This window comes from Polycladidibacter hongkongensis (assembly GCF_001561995.1).
GTDB lineage: Bacteria > Pseudomonadota > Alphaproteobacteria > Rhizobiales > Stappiaceae > Pseudovibrio > Pseudovibrio hongkongensis.
On sequence record NZ_LLWC01000026.1, the window covers coordinates 219,263 to 238,983 of the forward strand.

Genomic DNA, 19,721 nt, shown 5'->3' on the forward strand with positions numbered 1-19,721 from the left:
TCGTTCGGCTCATATCTGGTTTTCTGCTGCTTTTTTTGTTTTTGCAGCAATGGGTTTGCTCTTTTATACCTGCTATAATCGGTCGGCTCACGGCGGTGTCAAGCCAAGTTGCGCAGCGGCTTGCTCAAGCGCAAGGTAATCTGCGCTTTTCTCGCCAAGTTGCTCTTTGGCTTTTTGCAAGGCTGCGTGGGCGGCTTCCTTGTTACCGGTGACAGAATAGGAGCGCAGAAGCATCTGCCATTGCTGCAAGGAACCGCCCTCTGCGAAAAGGCGCGCCCGCAAACGGTCCACCATGCCAGAAACCATATCAGCGCGATCTTCTGCAGAGAGTTCGCTGGCCGCGCGCATGTCCTCGGGCGATGGTCCGGCAAGTTCTCCCTCCGGCATGCTGCTATGTTCAGCTGTTTTTTCTGCGTCCGCTGTGCTTCCGGCTGGCGTTTGCGGTTCACTCTTGGCGGGCTTCTCGTTCTTGGACGACAACCGGGCTAGCTGGTTTTTCGCCGCAGGCAACCACGGTGCGTCCGCTGGCGCCTCTGCTATAAGTTGCTGCCACGCAGTGCGCGCCACTTGCGGATCTCCCGACTGGCTCTCGCCGAGCGCTAGATAATACCGGGTTTTGATTGCCTGAGGATCGTCTTGCAACGCCTCCAGTAAAAGGCCTTTGGCGGTTTCATCCACCTGCCCATCGGCGCGGAAGATAAGCGCCTCGGCCAAGTTGGTCAGGGTTTGCACATTGCGTCCACTCAGGCGAGCGATATGACCATAGGCGGTGACGGCCTGATCAAACTCCCCCATGCGCATGAGTATGGGGCCAAGGACTTGCCATCCACGCAAGTCATCGGGGTTTTGGCGCAAATGATCCTGCGTGCGCGCCACCATAACATTCAGATCGACATTCTGACGAGCGTTGGCAAGCCGGGCTTCCAGCGGCTGGTCGGGAACACCGGGCGCACCGAAATGCATATAGAGCCCCAATGCCATGGCTGGCAGCGCAACAATTGCAAAACCGGCGGCGATGCGCGTACCCCAGTGGGCGGGAGATTTTACCGGTGTTTTGCTGGCACGGCTCGCCGCCAGCAAACGCCGCGAAATCTCCACTTCCAGCGCCTTAGCCGCTTCCGGCTCGATGGCGCCGCTGTCCCGGTCTTTGAGCAAAGAGCGCAGCTGATCCTTAAACACAGCGACATCGCCATCTTGTTCAGGCGCGTTCGGCAAGCGGCGCGCCCGAAGTGGCAACAAGATAGCCAGCGCAAGCGCCAGCGTTAACAAGGCTACAAATATCCAGAATGTCATAGTGCCGCCAATAGACTAGTTCTAATGTGGAATCGCAAGAACATATCGCTGCGACCAGCCGTCGCATAGCACGCGCGGCCACTTCGCCCAAGCATCCAGCAGAAGAAAACACTTGGAATTTCAGTGGTTCTTGCAGGTTCAGTCAACTAAGGCGCGGCGCTCACATTTTCGCGAGCGGACCATATCCCCTTGAATTCTATGCGCTCAGGGCTGCTGACCTTCAGCGCCCTGTTGCAGTCAAGGCGTTGCGCATGGCATTTGCTTTGCTTTGGCCCCAATAGTTCTCGAAGAGTGTAATCAACCGTTCAAAGCGTAAATCGAGTTCGGCATGCGAGCTATCCGCGCCAGTTTTCGCTTTGTGACGTCGACGCGCTTGCAGAAGCTTTTCCGATTGACGCAAAGCAAGCTGCTCCAACCTGTCGTCAAGCGCAGAGATCTGCGCCTTCATGTCCAGTAGGTCAGCGAAGGGTGCCGAAACTTTTAGCACACGCAAAGCCCGCAACGCACGTTTGAATGAAGCGCTGGCGATTACATCATCCCGATCCGGTGCGTTTAGCGCTGTCATGATATGCGACAACAGCATGTCAAATTCTTCATTGAGCGACTGCTTCAAAGGTTCAAGGCAAGCGGTCAACTGTGCTTGCGCCGCACTGTCCGGCTGCACCGATAGCAACTGCCCCATGTCATGGATGGAGGAAAGAACCGCTTCCACAGCTTCTGGATAGCCTAGCTCCGCATAGGCGGCATGACGCCACACCTCTGCGCCGCGCAAGTCTGCCATCAACATTTCAAAGGCAAAGGCTTGCCACGCATCTGCGGCTTGGTTCGCGCTCTGCCTTTGCGGCAGGGCAAGCGGCGCAGCATAGCTGCGCAGGTGATTTGCAAGTTCAAGAAGCTGCGTATTGTTGCCGCTCAACCGCTGATGCAGGAGCACAGCTAGCAGTTTTGCCTGATCGGGGTAACTCAAAACATACTCGAATGCGGTCTCCGCCGCCTCGCTTTTCAATTCAAGCTGTGCAGAATGCAGCGACGGCAACGCGGCTAGCAACTCCTGCAGCGGTTTTGCAGCGCCAAGAACCGCAAGCAGTTTGGCAAACTCTGTGGTATTGGCAGTCGCGCCCAACTGTTGGCGCAAGCTTGCAGTTTCCGGCAGTTTTTTTTGCATTTCCTGCAAGAGCGCCGCGCCTTTGCTTTGCAGTTGCTGGCGCAGTTTGGGCGCTATTTCCGCACAGATTTCTTTGACAAGACGCGATTTGTTGGTCGACGCATTTTTTGGCAGTTCACGCAGTATTGCTGCCTCGCCATTGCCCGTTTCCGGGCTTGCTTGCAGCGCTTTTTCCGAAACGGGCGGAGCGGCGGTATTTTGCAAATAAAGTTGCATTTGTTGCAAGTCTTGCGCGAGGCGCTGATGCTCTTCCTGTTGGGCGAGCATATCCGCCGCGTTTAAAGCCGCGAGCAAATCTTTGTCCAGTACGTGCTGGTGGATGAAGGTCCATAGCGCGTCGACTGTGCTCCTTACCAAAAGCACATCACTGCTTTGCGCAGCCTCTTTTGCAACCGTGAACGGCACCAACGGCGCTAACACGTCTTGTTGCAGTTGCTCCAACACCGAATTTGGCCGAATGCGTTTTCTTTGTTCCGGGTTAATTTTGTGGCGCTTGTCACGCGATAGCGACAGGATCATTGCGGCGCTGGGGGTGGCGCTCCCTTGCATTTGCGAGGCCTCCACAGAACGCTCAAGCATACGCAACGCCTTGGGTGACAAGCCAGCGAGCAGCGCGTTCATTTTTTGCTCTTTTAATTGTGCTCGCAGCATAAGTTCCACATCGCCTTTTTTGCCCAGGTGCTCTTGTGCCAAATCAGTTACTTGGCACCCTGTTAAAGTGACAAGCGAAGATTAACTATTTGTTAGCACTGACTAGCATGGCACCTGTTCGCCCCTTAATTCGAAGCAGGCACACCTATGGATAAGCACTTCCCCAAAATCTGTCATGCGTTTGTAGGTGCTATCGACAGTTTTGTTGCTTTTGGGGAAAACCTGCTGCTGGGAAGGCAAAAACTGCCTAGTAACAAGCTATTAGCGACCGATGATCGGCATTGTGGGATTGGAGAAAAGTGGCTACAGCGAGCGCCAAGTTTCATCGTGCAAGCAGGCTGCTCCAGAGACCGTACGTAACTGGTCTTCCACTTCCATTTTGTGGGTAAAATCGCGGCAAGGCCGGTTGTTCACGTAGTAAACGGGGCCGGAGCGCACTTCGCCCTGATTACCAGAGTATATGTTAGTCCAACTGACCGAGCTGGTCACCGCGCTGGCATTTAGCGCATCCGACTGCGCTTCAATAGCCCGGCTCAAATCACTTTCTTTCAATATGCCCTTGAGCGGGCCTTGGACGGCATCCGCAATGGCTGTTTGCGCTTTGCTTTTTTGCTGCTTCGGCTCAAGGGAAAACAACCCAAGGAACGTCTGCGCGGGCTGGGCTTCATGCTGAGCTTCGTTGCCGGTCTCTGCCACATCGCCTGTGATGCTTGCGCATGCGCTGAGCGCAAGAGCCAACCCACTCACGAGAGCAAGACTTTTTAGCTGTGAGCCACGCATCACGTCCCCTTGAAAAAAAATATTCGGTAAGCACTGTAGAAGCGATCCTCTGCGTTCCGCATGGGGAAACAACAGAATTCTCTGATCTCTAATGCAGCCTTCCGGCAAACAACTCACTGACCTTTCAAAACCATGGAGGTATCGGCAGTTTTATCTCGCATGGCAATGATTAAAACAAATTAGCTATTTTTGACTATGTCTCTTCCAACCACCAGCTTCAAGCCCTTCACGAATTAGTGAGCACTGTCGTTGGGCGGCAAGGCAGGGAGTTGAAGCGTGGCACGCAAACCACCCATATTTGCGCGATCCAAGTCCAAACTTCCCCCGTAAACCTCTGTTAAATCTATTAGTATTGACAGACCAAGCCCTGCGCCGGGCAACGTTTCATCCAACCGCGTTCCGCGGTTCAGCGCGGCATGACAAGCACTTTCATCGAGTCCGGGGCCGTCATCCTCGACAATTATCGCGAATTTGGCCGTGTCACTTGCGCTCGAACCTAGACTTTTAATGGTGAGAGCGACTTTTTTATCACAATACTTGGCGGCGTTATCCAATAAATTTCCAAGGATTTCATCCAGATCTTGCGACTCGCCGCGAAAGAACAAGTTGTCATCCAGCCTCCGCGAAAAGTTGATCTGTTTGTCCTGGTAGATTTTTTCCATGGTGCTCAGCATGCGCTTGGCTTGCGGCGTGACCGGAGTTGAGACGCCTATTACCCGGCGCTGCGCAGCCATGCGTGCCTTTTCCAGATAGTGATTGATTTGCTCGTGCATGAGCCTTGACTGCTCGGCGACTTTCCTTGCCAAAGGCGTATCAGCGGTTCCGGTTTCGTTGATGATAACCGACAACGGGGTTTTAAGCGCATGGGCCAGATTGCCCACGTGACGGCGGGCTGTCTCAACCACTTGCCCGTTAGATTGGATCAGCGCATTTAGCTCTTGCGCCAGCGGCTTGAGTTCGCGCGGCAGGTCCGTATTGATGCGAGTGTCTTCGCCGTAACGCACGGCTGTTAGTGAACGTTGTAATGCAGAAAGTGGCCGCAGGCCGACACGCACCTGCAAAAAGATTGCCGTAATTAACACCAGGCCCAATGCGAGCATGGTCAAGATCGCTTGTTTGGCAAAGGCCGAGGTAGAGGCACTCAATTGCGCTTTAGAACCTGCAATGGCAAGTCTGAGCGGAGCTTTGCCCTCAAATGAAATGGTTTGAGACAGTGTGCGCAGACGGGCACCGGCGGGCCCGATCAACTCCCCCCAAACGGGAGAGGAAATCTGCTCTTGCGCGGTGAGCGTGGTCGTTTGCGGGGCAACTGGTAGGCGCAGACGATCGCCAAACAAGGACGGGCTCTCGACGAGGATGCGCCCATGCGCCTTTGCTTCCCTAATGCTCCAATACCAACCGGACAGCGGGATGGCAAAGCGGGGTTCGCCATAGTTTTGACCGGGCAGCGCGGCCAAATCATCACTGCGCGAGATGGCGGAGATTAGCGCGCCCATATGCACCTTTAAACGATCATCAAAGGCACTTTGGGCGGCATTTTGAAACAGGCTGACAAGAATGAGCGTAACACAGGCAAAGCCAATAACCACCCAAAGGGCGGCGACGGCAATAAGGCGAGCAGACAGACTAACAGGCGCGCTTGGCCGTAATGCAAAAAACATGGGCTTTACGCCGCTGCGGTCGGTGTTGGATCGACGAGGCGATAGCCAAGCCCACGTTCTGTTTCGATATAGCCTGGCCCAAGTTTTTTGCGCAAGCGCGCCACGAACACCTCGATCGTATTTGAATCGCGGTCAAAATCTTGATCGTACAGATGCTCGACCAACTCAGTGCGGGAAATCACCTTACCACGATGATGCAGCAGGTAGGATATCATACGAAATTCCAGCGAGGTAAGTTTGATTTGTCGCCCCGCTTTTGACAGGCGCGAGGTGCGCACATCCAGCTGTAGCTCGCCCAGCTCGATAAGATTGGAGGCGTGGCCGGCAGCGCGGCGCACCAGCGCACGCAAGCGGGCGATAACCTCTTCCATATGGAATGGCTTGGCCACGTAGTCATCAGCACCAGCGTCGATCCCGGCGACCTTATCGCTCCAGCGATCGCGCGCGGTGAGCAGCAGCACCGGAAAACTGCGTCCATCAACGCGCCACTGTTCCAGCACGCGGATACCATCCATTTTCGGCAAGCCTATATCCAGTATCACGGCGTCATAGGGTTCGGTATCGCCAAGAAAATGCCCCTCTTCGCCGTCGTAAGCGGCATCGGTGACATATCCCGCCTCTTGCAAGGCTTCACAAAGCTGGCGCGACAAGTCGCGATCATCCTCAACAACCAAGAAACGCATGGCACTCCTCCTAGCCAATCCGCTGGCCGCTGCGGGCATCAACGATAATTTTTGCGACGGATCCGCCGCTTAATACTGATAGAATATAAACCAGACGACCATTTTGCCGACACAGTTTGGCTGAGACGATCTTGCCCGAAACGGCAAGGGAGCCGAGCGGACGGGCCGCACCACTGGAGACGGCTTCGCGTGCACTTTGTGCACCAAGACAAGCAGCAGCTGCAGGACTTGCAGTAAAGGCAAGCAGCAAACAAATGGCAATGGGGCCGAGGTGCTTAGCGAAGGTCATCATCTGTTGGCTTCTTTGGTTCTCTTAGGCTTACAGGCATAGAAAATCATGCCTGAATGGGACATGAATGCCAGCCAGATTACACTGCATTCCACAATATTCGAAGCTTTTATGATATGATCTTGATGTGAGAAATGCGCTCGGCGCAGTATTACCACGCGACATGATGTGCGGAGAACGGACGGTTCCTTAGCGCCGGGGGGGGGCATAAATGGGTTGCCACCATCTCGCGCCTTGCCGGTGCCGCCGCCTCCGGCTAGCAACATTGTCGAGCTTAACTGACAGGAGATTTCCGGTCAACGACCAAGCGGGAACCCCCTTATTTTTCATGGATTCGGAAGGGTGGGAAGGGAGTGCCTGAAACATGTCAGAGCAGCGGGAGCTTTATCTTTTGCCGCAGCTTTTCCCCTGCGCCATAGGGTTCGCCAAGTTGCGCCACTTCTACGGTGAGCTCCTGACCTGATGTAGATACAACCTGTTGCCTCTGCTCTGCGGAAATTTTTAGGTGCGGCCCTGAAACAGAAGCTTTCAGATGTGGCGTGCCGTCAGGCGAGAGAATGCTTACCTGATACCGCTCGGCTTGTTCCTGCAGGGGAATTTCATCCCATTGCCAACTATCTCCCTCGTGCCGCGTCCGCCTGATCCAACGCAGCGTCACCGCCCCATCAGGATGTATGCGGCGGCGCAAATGCACAGGAGCGCGCGGGCGGAGCGCCGCAGCGTTGCAGCTTACCTCCAGTTTAGTGGCAAAGGCGGTGTCGAGCGGCTCATCTACAGCAATGGCCCGATACTTGTGCGCAAGACCGACTTCATCTGCATGATAGGGCAGCGGCAACACAGCTTCATCGAGAAGCAAAAAACGAGAGCCTGCTGGCGCGCCAGCACGTGCTGCCGCTTCCGTCCCGTTTTGTCCGCGAAGCAGGTGGCTGAGGAGGTAGGTATTGGCGGCATGCAATTCTGCTTTGGCGAATTGCAATAGCTCTACAGTGCCATCGGGGTGTATAATGGCCGCGGCCCCTGCCCCCGCTAACACTTGCGCTGCAGGAGAGGCATTCAACGCGCCGCCAGCAAGAGACACACGCAAGATGTTCGCATCATCCCAGCGCCAGAGAGGGCCGGCGGCCAGTGGCGTTGGCAACGTCCCGAGTGTGGCTGGTTCTGGCAGTGTGGCATGGGGGGTGAAGCTGCCATCTGCCCCGGCGCGAAGCAGCATGACACTGCCCGGCCAAGGGCTGGCAAAGCTTGCGACACTCAATCCACCGATCAAGCCCTTTTCGGTGGGATAGAGCGGCAAATTAGCCAAAAGCAACCGAGGTGCAACAGGGCGCGATGGATTGTAAGACGCGCCAGCACTATGGGAAACCGTGATACTAGTGGGCGGCAGCGCCGCATCACTGAGCCGCCGCGCAACAATCGAAAGGGCCGCGCCCCAGTCTATTTCCTCAACGCGGAACAAGCCTGCGGGCGTGTTGGTCGCTATCGAGGCTGATTGGGCGGTGGATTTAGTAGCGGCGAGGGCGTCCGATTGAGAGGTTGTTTCTGTGCGCGTTGGCGCTGGAGGGTCCTTATCAAGGGCGAGGACATCGCCTGGACGCAGATCTGCATGGGCTGTTGGCAAGGCCAGCGCTACGCTTTCATGCTCCTGCCAAATGACTTGTAGAGTTTTCTCGCAGATGGCACGCAGTTCTTCCTCTTCCATGGCAATCGGCAGAGAGATATCCTTTAGAGGCTTTTTGCTTGGGGCAGCGTTTCGTGCAGAGACGACAAGTCTCTCATAGTCTTGCAGCGGGTCAAGCGCATGGAGACGGAGCTCTTGCGGCAGGCTTTCAACCTCACCTCTGGTAATCAACAGTGGCCCCTCTCCTTCGGACGTCGGGGCAATGAGTTGGGGTTGCGTGATTGCGCGCACAGCGCCGCTTTCGTTTGGTATTGCGCCGCGCCAGCGCGGCAAAACCGCAATATAATCGCCCCGATCTGCGGCGACACAACCGAAAACAGGCAATAGGCGTTCTAATGCACTGCGTACACTGAGTGGTGGCTCCAGCATTGCACCATGCATCATCCCTGCGGCACCATCAGCGCGTAACAAGCCAGAGGGGATCTGCATATCTTCGCAAAACGCCTTGATAAACCCGGCAAGCGAGACTTTGCCAAGGCGACCATTGAGCCAGTGGCCCAACTGCCAGTTTTCTGCGTCACTCCAAATATTTGCAAAGCTGGGAAACTGAGGATAGGGCCTTGCATCCCAAGTCCATAAAAACATGTTTTCCGGTGCCAGCATTGGCTGGCTTGTTTGGGGCAGGTACGGATTTTTTTCTGTACCGGCGTTCTCCTGCCAGTATTCCAGAACCGCTTGCAGGAAACGCCGCTGTGCCAGATCATCACGCGCGCCGGTAGAGTGGTGGGGCATGGCATGCTCGGCAGATTTTGGATCAACAAACACATTGGGCTGGTTGGCTGCACCGTCGATGGCCGGAGCGCCGACCTCGGTGTACCAAATCGGCTTAGCTTTTGGCAGATATTCCGTTGGTTCTGGCAACTCGGCACCGTTCAGGCGTTCATAGTGGCGCTCCCCCCAGAACTCGCAGAGCGCCTTGGCGCGAAACACCCATGGTTTGTTATGGGCTCCATCGGTAATGGGGCTGCGCTTCTTGCTAACGCGGTCTGCATTGCTGGCGTAGTACCAGTCGTAGTATTCGCCGCCGCTGATATTGTTTTTGAGCGCAACCAAATCATAGGCCGAGGCTGGATCATCTGCCGCACTGATATCACTTAAAGGAAAATAGGCATCAATGCCGATGAAATCGATGGCCTCATTGGCCCAGAGCGGATCAAGGGGGAAACGTAACTCCCCAGCACGGGGGGAGAAGCCACCATATTCGCTCCAATCGGCGGCATAGGAAAGCTTGGTCGCCGGACCAAGCAATTGTCGGCAGTCTCGCGCGATTTCTTGCAGATTTGCAACAAAAGGTGATTTGCCTGTCTCATCTAACACACGGGTCAGGCCGCGCAATTCCGAGCCGATAAGAAACGCATCAACGCCGCCACATTCTTTGGCGAGCTGGGCGTAGTGGCGGATAAAGCGGCGGTAGCCCTCGCCGTGGGTTGGATCGGTGAACGCGCTGATTTGTGCCAGTGCGGCGGCGCTGCCATCGGGAGATCCGGATCGTCCGGGTGCTGGCGTAACTGTAATGCGCCCGCGCCAAGGATACGCGGGCTGTGCGGCCAATCCATAGGGATTTGGCAGGGTATTTCCCTGCGGAATATCCATCATCAAAAACGGATAGAGCACAACGCGAAGGCCGCGACGTTTTAACTCGCCGATGAGTTGGCGGACGGCATTGTCGCTTGGAGTTCCACCATAGGCCGGGCGCCCTTCTATTTGCGATAGCACCTCCGCCTGTGCGCGGGTTTGTCCGGCCACGCTCCAAGCCAGAGGCGTTGTGGTGCCGCTGGCACGCTCCACCTTGGGGCGAATACGGCACCGATGACAGCGCAAATCATCTGCAAACCAAGAAACCACCAGCGCAATCTGCTTGAGATTTGGACACATGGATTGCAGCTCATCAAGCGAGGCGAGCACATCGGCAGCACTGGTAACCTGATGGCGGTTTGTCGTTTTTCCTTGGCCATCATGGGCCGCCCGAACCTCTGTGGTGGCATAGATGAATTCACCGGCCCCGGGGATCAGCGTCACCGCCTCTATTTGCGTCTCCAGCTTTTCAATGGAGCGGGTAATCTCGAACGAGAGTTGTGGAATACGGTTGCCATAGTCCGCCAGCGGCAAGCGTTCAAACACCACATAGCACACGCCGCGATAGGCTGGTGTCTCCCCTTGATGGGCGCTGATAAGCGGGTCCGGCAGTTGGTTGGCGCTGCCATTGTAGAAGCGCAGGGCGATACCGGATGGATCTAGCGGTTTGCCATCGGCCCAGATACGACGCAGGTGCTGTACTTCTCCTGCACATAGTGCCACTGCAAAGCTGGCGAAGTAGCGGTGGGTGGTTACTCTGGTTTTGGGCTTCGAGGCTTTCCCCCCGTGGTTGGTGTGGGTGGTTTCACGCAGGAAATTAGTGGCCCAGATTATTTCTCCGCTGACACGCATAGACCCATAGACGAAAGGCAGCGGCTTGCCTTCTGCGGACGTTTGCAGGCGTATATTGCCAAGAGGTTTTTGAGTGATCTGCCGGGTTTCAGCAAACAGCTGATTGTCGATCATCGACCCGCCTAAAGCGCCAAGTGCCCTACCGGCGATGGCGCCATAGGGGCCGCCAATCATGCCGCCGACGACACCGCCTACGGTAGAAAGAACCATGGTTGCCATTGTGTTCCCCTCTTGGTTGTGTGTGGGCTTGGCGCGTTGTCGTGCAATGGTTTTATCGTGCGCTTGCGTTCGCTATCGTCCCTTAGAAGAAAAACAGAGCCGTTACTTTGTTACGCCATATGGGGACTAAGGGGCTTTCCACCGTGCCAGCTGGCTCGTAAGCATGAATAAAATGGTCCAGCCCACTTACAATGCCCAGATGCTTGCATGGACAACTGGCCTGCCAACGAAACAACAACACGGCCCCGAGAGGCAGCGGCACGTTTTGCAAGGATGGCAGTTTGCCGGGTGTCAGATGCCGATGGGCCGCATCTTGTAAGGTTTCCTCGTTGCTCTGCTCTGCCCAATCGGGCCTGTAGGCGGGCGGTGCCTCCGGTTCGCTGCCATGGATGGCCCGGTAGATACCTCGGACGAGGCCAAGGCAGTCGCAACCGGCGCCACGACAGGAGGCCTGATGGCGGTATGGTGTGCCGAGCCAGCGGCGCGCCTCGTTAACAACTCTGTCCGATGAAACTGTCATAAGCCCCCTTCCCATAAGGTTCTGAATGCATGAAATCTAGTTCCGCAACTTGCGGCCATCGTTGGGGCCGGAGCCACTGACGGCGGAGAGCACAAAATCGTTGCCCGGCATATGTGGGAAACCTTGGAAGTTTTGCGCATTGGCAAAGCGGCTCTTGCAAGTTGCAAAGCTGCGGTCACAGCCCGCCCGCAGGTGCACGGTGCTGCCCGGCGGGATGGCGCCCACAAGTGGCAACCAAAGAGTGAGACGCGCGCCTGTGGGCGTTTGAGAAAGGCGCAGAATCTTGCCTTGATAACCTTGCCAAGCGCCATCGTGTAGGGAGAACGTGCCATGCTCATACAGCCCGCGAAAAGCTTCCGTCTGTGGCGGCGATGCATCAAGTAACACGTGCCGTGCCCCTTCCTGACTAGCTACTTTGCAAGTAAAACCGAGCGCCGGATCATTCAGATCTACCTTGCACATCTTGTCGCCAAGCGATGCGGCACATTGACGGGAAAGCACACGGCCAGCGGGTTTGTCTAACTGGTCGGCAAGGGAGAGCAACTGGGCATGAAATACTTCGCCATCATAGCTCACTTCGCCAAGCCGGGCGCGGCGCAGCAGCATGTACTGCTCAAGGTTCTCCCAATTGACAAGGTAGGCAGTAAATTCGGCATAGTCCCACAATCCCGCAGCGATCTGTTGATGTTGCAGTTTGGGTGAGCTTAACACCCCACTGATCTGTTGGGAGCCAACGGCCAGCCCGACGCCGGTTTTGGCGTGGCTTGCACTGCCCCCCAGCTCGGGGGTGTAGGTCAGACCGTTCAATTGCAGCGGTCTGTCATGATCGGTGAAGCCAAGGGCCGCGCCGCTGCGGGCCTGTAAGCGCCAGCAATAGCAGGTGGTGGTTTCTTCTTGCTGCAAATGATGCAGCAGCGCAGCGGCGGACATGGCCCCTCCTTTCAAGACATTTTGGTATAAATGACTTACAGGCTCAGCAGCTCCACAAGCGGAATGGAAGGCAACTCGCCTGCTTCAAAATGGGTTAGGCTCAACGCAAGCTGATCAACGTCAAAGCGCACCGGCACATGAAACCGGCACCCAGCGGTAACCACCTGCCCGACCTGCGGCGCATGTTGGGCAGCAAATAGGATTTGGCCATTTGTGGCATCCACATTGAAATGCTCGCCTTGGAGATGCTCCGCGCCATCCACCGCCACACGCACAGTGGGCGCCACTGGTTTGGTAAGCGGGCGATGATAGGCAGGCGCGGACGCGTCATCAGCTCGGGGGTAGGATTTTTGTAATTGAAAACGGGTTTGCAACACGTTGGTATCAGCTAGCCACGTCCCCGCGCCGATCCGGCAATCCTGAGCAGTGGGCACAGACTTACCAGAGGCCGCAGTGCAACTATCAAACGGATCGAGAAAACGAAACCCGCGCAGGCGTCCGTGGGTCCGCTCGAAAAATGCCAGAACTTCTTGCAATTGCGCGAGTGATTGGATGCCGCTGGCAATATCGTAGTGGCGGCGACTATGCGCCCATGCGCTGCTACGCTGTTCCATACCATTTGCCATTGTGAGTACGCGTGTATTGCGGCGGGGCCCGCCGGTAGCGCCAAAACCGATCTGAACAGGAAAAAGCGCTTCGAGAAAAGCCACAGATCATCTCCTCATTTATTGGGCACCTTGAACTGGGACAAATTGGCCGGGATTTCGAATTTCACCGGTGCTTTGACCTGCCTCAAGGAGCTGTGCGCGCCGTTGACCTATGTCTGCGGCAATGGTGGTTGGCAGCCGTTAAAGCCATCGCCGCGCGATGCGTTGAAAAGTGCTGCTGCATGTATGCGTCGGTCCTTGAGTCCCTCCTCTTCAACACCGACGTTACAGCCCGCGTCGTCCCCGTCCGGCGGCGCGGGCGACCATTTGCGCAATTTGTGCAGATGAGTGACGGAACCCCGCAGGATCCGGTGTTTGAATAGTGATGTTGATCGGCGCTGCGCTAACCCCAGATGCTGCGGCAACACCTAAACGCCCGTCTGCAGTTCGTTGCAGAGGCAGCACCGCTTCGGGACCCGCTTCGCCGGCCACTCCAAGGCCTTGTGGCAGACGGAAGTAACTGGGCGCAGTGAGAATGCCGCCATCAGCAAACGCAGTCGCTCCAGAAGCTCCTTCGAGAGACGACCCAACGCCGCCATTTGAAGCGCCGAAAGAGCCAATAGCTGCGCCTAGTCCATCGGCCAGAGCCCCAGAGAGGGGTTTCAGCGCGGCTTGCAGCGTTTGTCGGGAAAGATCGCGCGCGATTTGCTGAAAGATGCTTTGCAGGTCTTTGCCTTGGAAAATTGCTGATTGTAGGCCCTTATTCAAGGAGCCCGAGAAGTCTCTAGCCAACTCTTGCAGGGCGCGCATATGCTCTTCCAGCTGTGCAGCGGCCAGAACCTCCTCTTGCAATTCAAGGCGTGCGTTTTCATCTCTCGCTGTCATTTGTCCTCACTGGGCGGGGGCTGGCTTGTGTCATCGGGATAACGGCGCAGCAGCTCGCGGAGCTGGGCTTTCGTTGGCGTCGCGTTACTAGAAAAAAACTGAGCTGCAAGGGCGGCAAGTTCTTTGGGCGTCGCCTGCCAAAATGCACTGGTGCTCCAGCCATAGTTGATTACGGCAGCGCGGAGGGCGTGGGCAAATGGATAGCCCATTCCCTCCGGCGCTACTTTGGGGCCCGAAACGCTGCCTCACCTGATTGCAAGCTCTCGGAGCGCTGTGTTGGTGTGAAGGTTATCAGCAGAACTTGTAGGGCAAGTGAAAACAGACCTTGAACACCGATGCATTGGCGTAGCGCCTCCACGCTCGCGGCCGGATTAACAGCGCCGCCTCCACGCAGAGCAGCCACAAGTACTTGCTGTGTTTCCTTTGCATTAAGGCCTTCCTCACCAACTTTGCGCAGCAAGGCTGCCGTTGAGCCGCTGGCAAGCTCCGCCTCCAGTTCTGCCAGTGCAGCAAGGGTCATTTGCAGGCAGAGCTCACCACTTGGCAGGGTCAGCGAGATGGCACCTCTATGAGGATTTGCCCTTGGGGCGAGAGAACGGAGTTGGGGCGGGAAACGCATATTCATTGGCTGTCCTCCCCAGTTCTCACCTCTTCTGTGAAGGTGATTAATCCGGCAGATTCCAGCGCGATCTCATAGGTAAGTTCACGGTTGAATTCACCTGCATACTCTAGAGCCTGCAAATGAAATTGCCCTTCTAGATGACCAAGCGCAGGAACAATAATTTGCCATGTGCAAAGCTTCGCGGCGAAGAATACCTGCTGTAACAGTTTATCGCTTTCGCTGTCCTTGATGATGCCGCGCCCAGACAGGGAAAGAGCGCGCGTGCCTGCTGCACTTAACAGTTCGCGCCACCGCTGCGGGCTGGCGGTGTCGGTAATGTCCGGCGCGGTGGCGCTTAAGGCCAGTTTCTTGGAGCGCAAGCCCGCTACGCTGACGAACGCTCCGGTGCCAGTTGCATCGATTTTCAGCAGGAGATCCCGCCCGGTTTGAGCACTCATGGTGCCTCCCTTTAAGTCGTAGGGGAAATGTGCGCCTTACAGCGAGAAGGCTGTGAAGCTGAGGCGCTGGCGCATGGCCCGCGCGCTGGTGAGCGGTTGGATTTCGCTGCGCTGCAACGCCAGATGCAGCAAGGGCGCGGTGGCATCTGCTTTGGGTGCCGCCTGTAGCACCTGAGCCAATCGCTCGGCGATCGCTTCCACTTCGCCAGCATTACGGCTTCTGGAAACCGCGCTCATGCGCAGTTGCAGGCGGATGAGCGGCGGGTCATCGCCATCCAGCGGGGTGCGCTGCAGTTCCTCTATCAGCACCAGCGGATAAGTGGCAGCTAGTGGCAGACGGTCATAAATACGCGGCGGCGTACCAAGCCATGTTTGCAACGCGGCATCTTCGGCCAGCAGTTTGTGCAGGTAGAGGCGGATAGTATCAGGCGGCTGGCGCATAACGCATTCTCTCCTCAGTTCACCGCTCCCGTGGCACTGCCGGGGGTGTTTTCCGGAACGTTTTCATCAGAGCTAAGTGCATAATGCTCAGGTGGTTCTGCGCGGCACAACAGGCGGCGGCTACCGGGCAATTCGGCGCCATCATCTTGCGTGAGCACGAGCAGCATAATTTGCCCAAGCTGTAGCAAGTCGCCTGCCTTGATGCCGGGGCTTAACGGCGCGCGCACAGTGTAAGTGCTGGTCGTTTGAGGTACGGCTGCAGGGGTGCCCAGCGCAAGTGACACCCGCTCAAGCGCGACCCACAAGGTGGCTTGGTACCGCCAGCGTGCAGGGGAGCCTGCTGTGTCACCTTGGCGATAACTCTGCCGGTAAAGCCGGGCCTTGCGGCTACGCCGGGATGCGCTGGCCTTTGCGGCGGCGATTGAGATGGTGGTGTTCGCTGGCATTGTGCGCTCCGTACATCAGAGAATGGATGCAAGATGAAATCCGAGTGGAGGCTTAGAGACGCAGGACTTTGTAGGGGCTGAGTGCCTCAACCAGTCCATGGGGCCTCAAGGAGCACAGCAGCTCTTCCTGTTCCCCCAGACGGCGCTCGAACCAGAAGGCAACCAACAAAATAACCGCTTGGCGCAGTCCAGCTGGTACCGAGGCCGTGCTTGCACCGTAGCCTGCAAGAAAATCAATCTCCGCTCCATTTGCTGCCTTACCGGGGGTGTAGGCATGGGCTGGTAGACGCAGGCGGGGGGGATTGGCTGCCAGATCTTTGCGCAGGCTTTCCAGCGAAAGAGCTTGGGGCTCGCCATCTTCGTCGTACAAGGTGATGCTTTGCAATGAGCTAACCGGTGCCTTGGGCAGGCGCACAACCGGCTCGCTTGGCAGCTGATCTAGATAAAGACGAAACGGGCGAGAAATCAGTGCCCGCTGGGTGATGAGCTCCACTTGCTCGCGCGCAGCAACAATTAAACGGGTGAGAAGCGGGTCTTCTTCGCTATGGCTGAGACGCAGGTGCATATGCAACTGGGCAAGATCCACCGGCTCGCTCTGGGGTGGTTCCAGTTCGACAAGGCTCATTGGTTCTCCATGTCCGGCAAGCATTTAAGACCTGCCTCAACGCTGGTTTAATGGAAGAAAGGTGCCGGTCTTTGGCTAAGGTGCAGCGCATCAATAGGTATTATGACCGGCAGCATGGTGCGTGGGAGCGAAGGGCGCTCGAGCCCCTCGCCTTTTTGAAGGCTTAAGCGCTGTATTTCAGCAGCTTGAGGGCATCAAAATCTAGTATACCGCCGCCAACACGCTTGGTGATGTAGAACAGCACATAGGGTTTGGCTGAGAAGGGATCACGCAGAACGCGCAGGCCAAGCCGGTCCACGATCAGGTAGGCCTGTTTAAAATCCCCAAAAGCGATGGGTGTCTCTCCGCTGCCCGCGTCTGGCATCTGCTCCAGCTCCTGCACCGGATAGCCCAGCAGAGAGGCGCTGGCGCCGATGCTGGCAGGTGGTTGCCAGATGTAGTTGCCGTCGGCATCCTTGAGTTTGCGAAGCTGGGCTTGGGTACCGCGATTGAGCACAAAGGTGGCATTCTGGCGGTAGCGCCCTTTCAAGGTGTAGATCAGATCAATCAACTTATCGGAGGGGTTTTGCGCAGGCAATGCACCGTTTACGCCGGTTTTTCTGGTGCCGACTTTGCCCCATTGCCAACTGTTTTCCTCTGCTTGGGCGTAAGCTAAAAAGCCGGTTGGCGAGGTGCTGCCATCGCCATTTACAAAGGCTTCGGTTTCTTGCCGGGCGAAAGCGCTTTCCACTTCGCTTGTGAGCCACGCATCGATATCAATGGCCGCATCATCCAGCAGGGTCTGCGTGGCCGCCGGCATGGCGTAGAGCTCCATGGTGGCGAATACTTGTTCTTGCAGGCCGGGGCCAGCTGTCTGCGTGCGGTTCTCTGTCTCGCCCACCCAGCCACACGCGGCACCATCGGGCGAGAATGGCCGTTTGAAGGTGTTGGCTGACACTTGCCTCTGTGCTGACAAGGCACGCATAGGCGAGATGGCGGCCATGGTTTGCAACAGGTTGGTTTCTGTTTCGCTTGGCACCAGATAACCGCCATCCTGTCCGCTACCGGCACTCATGGATTTGCGTTCCATCTGGCGCAGGGGCTCCTCGGCACCGCGGCGCATATAGGAATGGAAGGCAGTTTTATGCTCTGCCACGGCTGGTGCGTGCTCACGGGCCATAGCATTGCTGCTGGCCCGTTCCAGGCGCTGCGCTTTGATTTGCAGCTCGTCAAGGCGCCGTATGTGTCTATCAATTTCGCTATCAAGGCGTGAGAGTTTTTCATCCAGCAACACATCAACGCCGGCTTTTTTCTCTAGCAGGTGGGTGCGGTTGTTATTCTCCTGCATATACTCATGGTGCGCGCGGTTCAGCCCTTCAAAACTGGCGGAAAGGCCAGAGGCGCTGGTCTCGAGCACACGCGCCACCGGAGGGCGGGGGGCGGGTTGGTTGGCAAGATCTTTTGTTTCAAGAGGAGCGGCTTGTTTGGCAGTCATACTTTTGCCTTTCGGTTAAAATCTATAGAGGTTCCATGAGGGTTCAACGGCTTACAAATGGGCTATTTGCAGGCGGGCGGTGGTAAGCAGCGGGAAGGTCACCAACGAGATTTCCCAGAGGTCTACCGCCAGCACTTCGCGGCAAAAATCCGCGCTTTGCTGTGCTGCGATGTTGTGGCGGGTGCGGGATTGTTTGCGGGCACGCAGGGTTTTAAAACCAATAGAGAGCCCATCAAGAATGCCCTTTTGCACCAGCGCTATGGCTTCTTCGGACTGGCAAAGGCCGCGGCACACTTCACCTTGCACGTAGAGGCCGTTGGTATCCTCTTCCATATGTAGCCAATGGCCGATGGGTTTTTCCGGGTTGTGTTGCCACAGCATCTTGACCCCGGTTGCGGGTCGGTGTTGCAGTGAGGCGGCAAAGGCGCCAAAGCGGATCACATCGCCGCTGCCATCGCATTCATTAAAGCGGCTGGCGTAGCCTTCAATAACCAGTGGCGGGGCGGCACCGGTCTCGTGCGGGGATTGGATCATTCACTCTCCTTTTTGGTTTGCTGCACAGTGTTTGGAGCTGCTGGTGTCTGGGAAAGAACAGCTTGCGGCGGCGTAGTTTTCACCTGTGTGGGGCGCATGCCATATCCGACAGCGAGGCGCTTTTCGTCATCAGTGAGGAAATCGGCGCGGCTGACCCGCTCCCACAAGCTTTTGCGCTCTTCTGAAAGCGCTTCGATGGCGTCCAGATCGGGGCTGAGGTGCAGATCACCTGCGTAAGCGCTGCCGAGCCAATTGCCGAGCGCGGCGAGGGTTTTATGCACCAGCGGTAATACGGCTTGACGCCAGAAAGCGCGGTTGGCCTCGCGGTAATTTGAGTAGGTGCTGTCGCCGGGGATCCCCAGCAACATGGGCGGCACGCCAAAGGCGAGCGCGATCTCGCGGGCGGCCTGGTTTTTGATCTCGATACAGTCCAGATCCTTGGGGCTCAGGCCCATGGGCTTCCAATCCAGCCCGCCTTCCAGCAACATGGGGCGGCCAGCGTTGCGGGCACCTTGGTAACTGCCTTCCAGCTCCTGTTTCAAGCGGGTGAACTGCTCGTCAGACAACTGGGCACTGTCTGGCCCGCCATAGACCAGCGCTCCGGTTGGGCAGGCCGCGTTATCCAGCAGGGATTTGCTCCAGGCAGCAGCCGCGTTGTGCACATCCAGCGCGGTTTGGGCAGCTTCCAGAGGTGCAAAGCCATAGTGATCACTCAGCGGCGCAAAAAGGCGCAACTGAAGCACGGGTGGCAACGGATCTTCCCGCCGTTGTTGCAAGCGGGTGGTTTTGCCTGCCAAAGTGTAATCCCAAGCCTCCACCCAGCCGCGGTTGCCTGTGACAAGGCTGACCCTGTCAGGGCGCAGGCAATGCAGCTCCCGAGGTTCTGCTTGTAACGTGAGCGCGTGCAGATAGGCATTGCCTGAGGAGAGCAAGTGGCCATAGACCGCCTCAAGCAGCCCGGCCTTGCTTTCGCCGGGGTGGGGACGGTGTAACAGAGACAAGAGCGGGTGTTCGTCAAGCTCAATAGCGCCGTCTTTGAGGATGAGCGGCAGGCTGGCCGCGGCCTCGGCAATCATTCGGATGGCCCGATACACAACGGGGTTGCGGCAATATCCGGCACGGGCCAGCGCGGCGTAATCGCGGTTGGTCCAGATTGGTTCGCCTGTGGTTGCAAGCTTGTAGAACTTGGCGGATGAAAAGGGCGCGGCCTGCTTTGCCTCCATTTGCTTTTGCATTTTTTCATGCAAAGGGGGCGAGGACGCGTGCGCGCCGTTTTCTTCTTGTGATTTGGGCGCAGGGCGGAAGGGCCAGCGC

The 19,721-nt window shown here is 56.9% G+C and carries 20 protein-coding genes; all 20 read right to left on the reverse strand.

Annotated features, from left to right (window positions below):
• Window positions 1-87: 87 nt before the first annotated feature.
• The 20 genes from ccmI to AYK82_RS13985 all read right to left on the reverse strand — a co-directional run bounded on the left by ccmI (window position 88) and on the right by AYK82_RS13985 (window position 19,630).
• Window positions 88-1,293 carry a c-type cytochrome biogenesis protein CcmI gene (ccmI, locus tag AYK82_RS13890; RefSeq protein ID WP_068317112.1) on the reverse strand — a complete coding sequence of 402 codons (1,206 nt, stop codon included), beginning with the start codon at window positions 1,291-1,293 and terminating at the stop codon, window positions 88-90.
• 220 nt (window positions 1,294-1,513) lie between these two features.
• On the reverse strand, window positions 1,514-3,079 hold the full coding sequence (locus AYK82_RS13895; RefSeq protein WP_156453376.1) for a hypothetical protein: 1,566 nt from the start codon (window positions 3,077-3,079) through the stop codon (window positions 1,514-1,516).
• A 333-nt stretch (window positions 3,080-3,412) separates the two neighbouring features.
• A complete protein-coding gene (locus AYK82_RS13900) occupies window positions 3,413-3,889 on the reverse strand; it encodes an RT0821/Lpp0805 family surface protein (RefSeq protein ID WP_068317119.1) in 477 nt (158 codons plus the stop codon).
• A 233-nt stretch (window positions 3,890-4,122) separates the two neighbouring features.
• Window positions 4,123-5,550 (reverse strand): sensor histidine kinase, encoded by a 1,428-nt coding sequence (locus AYK82_RS13905; protein WP_068317122.1) that lies wholly within the window; start codon window positions 5,548-5,550, stop codon window positions 4,123-4,125.
• A gap of 5 nt (window positions 5,551-5,555) precedes the next feature.
• Entirely contained in the window at window positions 5,556-6,233 is a 678-nt protein-coding gene (locus AYK82_RS13910; protein WP_068317125.1) for a response regulator transcription factor, read from the reverse strand.
• 10 nt (window positions 6,234-6,243) lie between these two features.
• Complete coding sequence (locus tag AYK82_RS13915; protein ID WP_208976502.1) at window positions 6,244-6,525, reverse strand: PepSY domain-containing protein; 282 nt, start codon at window positions 6,523-6,525, stop codon at window positions 6,244-6,246.
• A 364-nt stretch (window positions 6,526-6,889) separates the two neighbouring features.
• Window positions 6,890-10,846: a baseplate multidomain protein megatron gene (locus AYK82_RS13920; protein ID WP_068317132.1), complete on the reverse strand. Its 3,957-nt coding sequence runs from the start codon at window positions 10,844-10,846 to the stop codon at window positions 6,890-6,892.
• Between the two features lie 82 nt (window positions 10,847-10,928).
• Complete coding sequence (locus AYK82_RS13925) at window positions 10,929-11,366, reverse strand: C40 family peptidase (protein ID WP_068317137.1); 438 nt, start codon at window positions 11,364-11,366, stop codon at window positions 10,929-10,931.
• A gap of 36 nt (window positions 11,367-11,402) precedes the next feature.
• On the reverse strand, window positions 11,403-12,296 hold the full coding sequence (locus tag AYK82_RS13930) for a DUF2163 domain-containing protein (RefSeq protein ID WP_068317142.1): 894 nt from the start codon (window positions 12,294-12,296) through the stop codon (window positions 11,403-11,405).
• Between the two features lie 35 nt (window positions 12,297-12,331).
• Window positions 12,332-13,006, reverse strand: a complete 675-nt coding sequence (locus AYK82_RS13935) for a DUF2460 domain-containing protein (RefSeq protein WP_068317145.1) — start codon at window positions 13,004-13,006, stop codon at window positions 12,332-12,334.
• A 222-nt stretch (window positions 13,007-13,228) separates the two neighbouring features.
• Window positions 13,229-13,828, reverse strand: a complete 600-nt coding sequence (locus AYK82_RS13940) for a phage tail tape measure protein (RefSeq protein ID WP_068317148.1) — start codon at window positions 13,826-13,828, stop codon at window positions 13,229-13,231.
• Window positions 13,825-14,037 (reverse strand): phage tail assembly chaperone, encoded by a 213-nt coding sequence (locus AYK82_RS13945; RefSeq protein WP_068317151.1) that lies wholly within the window; start codon window positions 14,035-14,037, stop codon window positions 13,825-13,827. Before AYK82_RS13945 ends, AYK82_RS13940 begins: the two co-directional genes overlap by 4 nt.
• An 11-nt stretch (window positions 14,038-14,048) precedes the next feature.
• Complete coding sequence (locus AYK82_RS13950; RefSeq protein ID WP_068317154.1) at window positions 14,049-14,453, reverse strand: GTA-gp10 family protein; 405 nt, start codon at window positions 14,451-14,453, stop codon at window positions 14,049-14,051.
• Window positions 14,450-14,887, reverse strand: coding sequence for a phage major tail protein, TP901-1 family (locus AYK82_RS13955; protein WP_068317157.1), 438 nt, complete (start codon window positions 14,885-14,887; stop codon window positions 14,450-14,452). Before AYK82_RS13955 ends, AYK82_RS13950 begins: the two co-directional genes overlap by 4 nt.
• 36 nt (window positions 14,888-14,923) lie before the next feature.
• A complete protein-coding gene (gene gp17, locus AYK82_RS13960; protein WP_068317160.1) occupies window positions 14,924-15,328 on the reverse strand; it encodes a tail completion protein gp17 in 405 nt (134 codons plus the stop codon).
• Between the two features lie 14 nt (window positions 15,329-15,342).
• Window positions 15,343-15,774, reverse strand: a complete 432-nt coding sequence (locus tag AYK82_RS13965; protein WP_068317163.1) for a hypothetical protein — start codon at window positions 15,772-15,774, stop codon at window positions 15,343-15,345.
• A 52-nt stretch (window positions 15,775-15,826) separates the two neighbouring features.
• Window positions 15,827-16,399 carry a head-tail connector protein gene (locus tag AYK82_RS13970; RefSeq protein WP_068317169.1) on the reverse strand — a complete coding sequence of 191 codons (573 nt, stop codon included), beginning with the start codon at window positions 16,397-16,399 and terminating at the stop codon, window positions 15,827-15,829.
• Between the two features lie 163 nt (window positions 16,400-16,562).
• Entirely contained in the window at window positions 16,563-17,873 is a 1,311-nt protein-coding gene (locus tag AYK82_RS13975; RefSeq protein WP_082733944.1) for a phage major capsid protein, read from the reverse strand.
• A gap of 51 nt (window positions 17,874-17,924) precedes the next feature.
• Window positions 17,925-18,407 carry an HK97 family phage prohead protease gene (locus tag AYK82_RS13980; RefSeq protein ID WP_068317175.1) on the reverse strand — a complete coding sequence of 161 codons (483 nt, stop codon included), beginning with the start codon at window positions 18,405-18,407 and terminating at the stop codon, window positions 17,925-17,927.
• Window positions 18,404-19,630, reverse strand: a complete 1,227-nt coding sequence (locus tag AYK82_RS13985; RefSeq protein WP_082733958.1) for a phage portal protein — start codon at window positions 19,628-19,630, stop codon at window positions 18,404-18,406. The genes AYK82_RS13980 and AYK82_RS13985 overlap by 4 nt, the downstream gene beginning before the upstream one ends.
• Window positions 19,631-19,721: the final 91 nt, after the last annotated feature.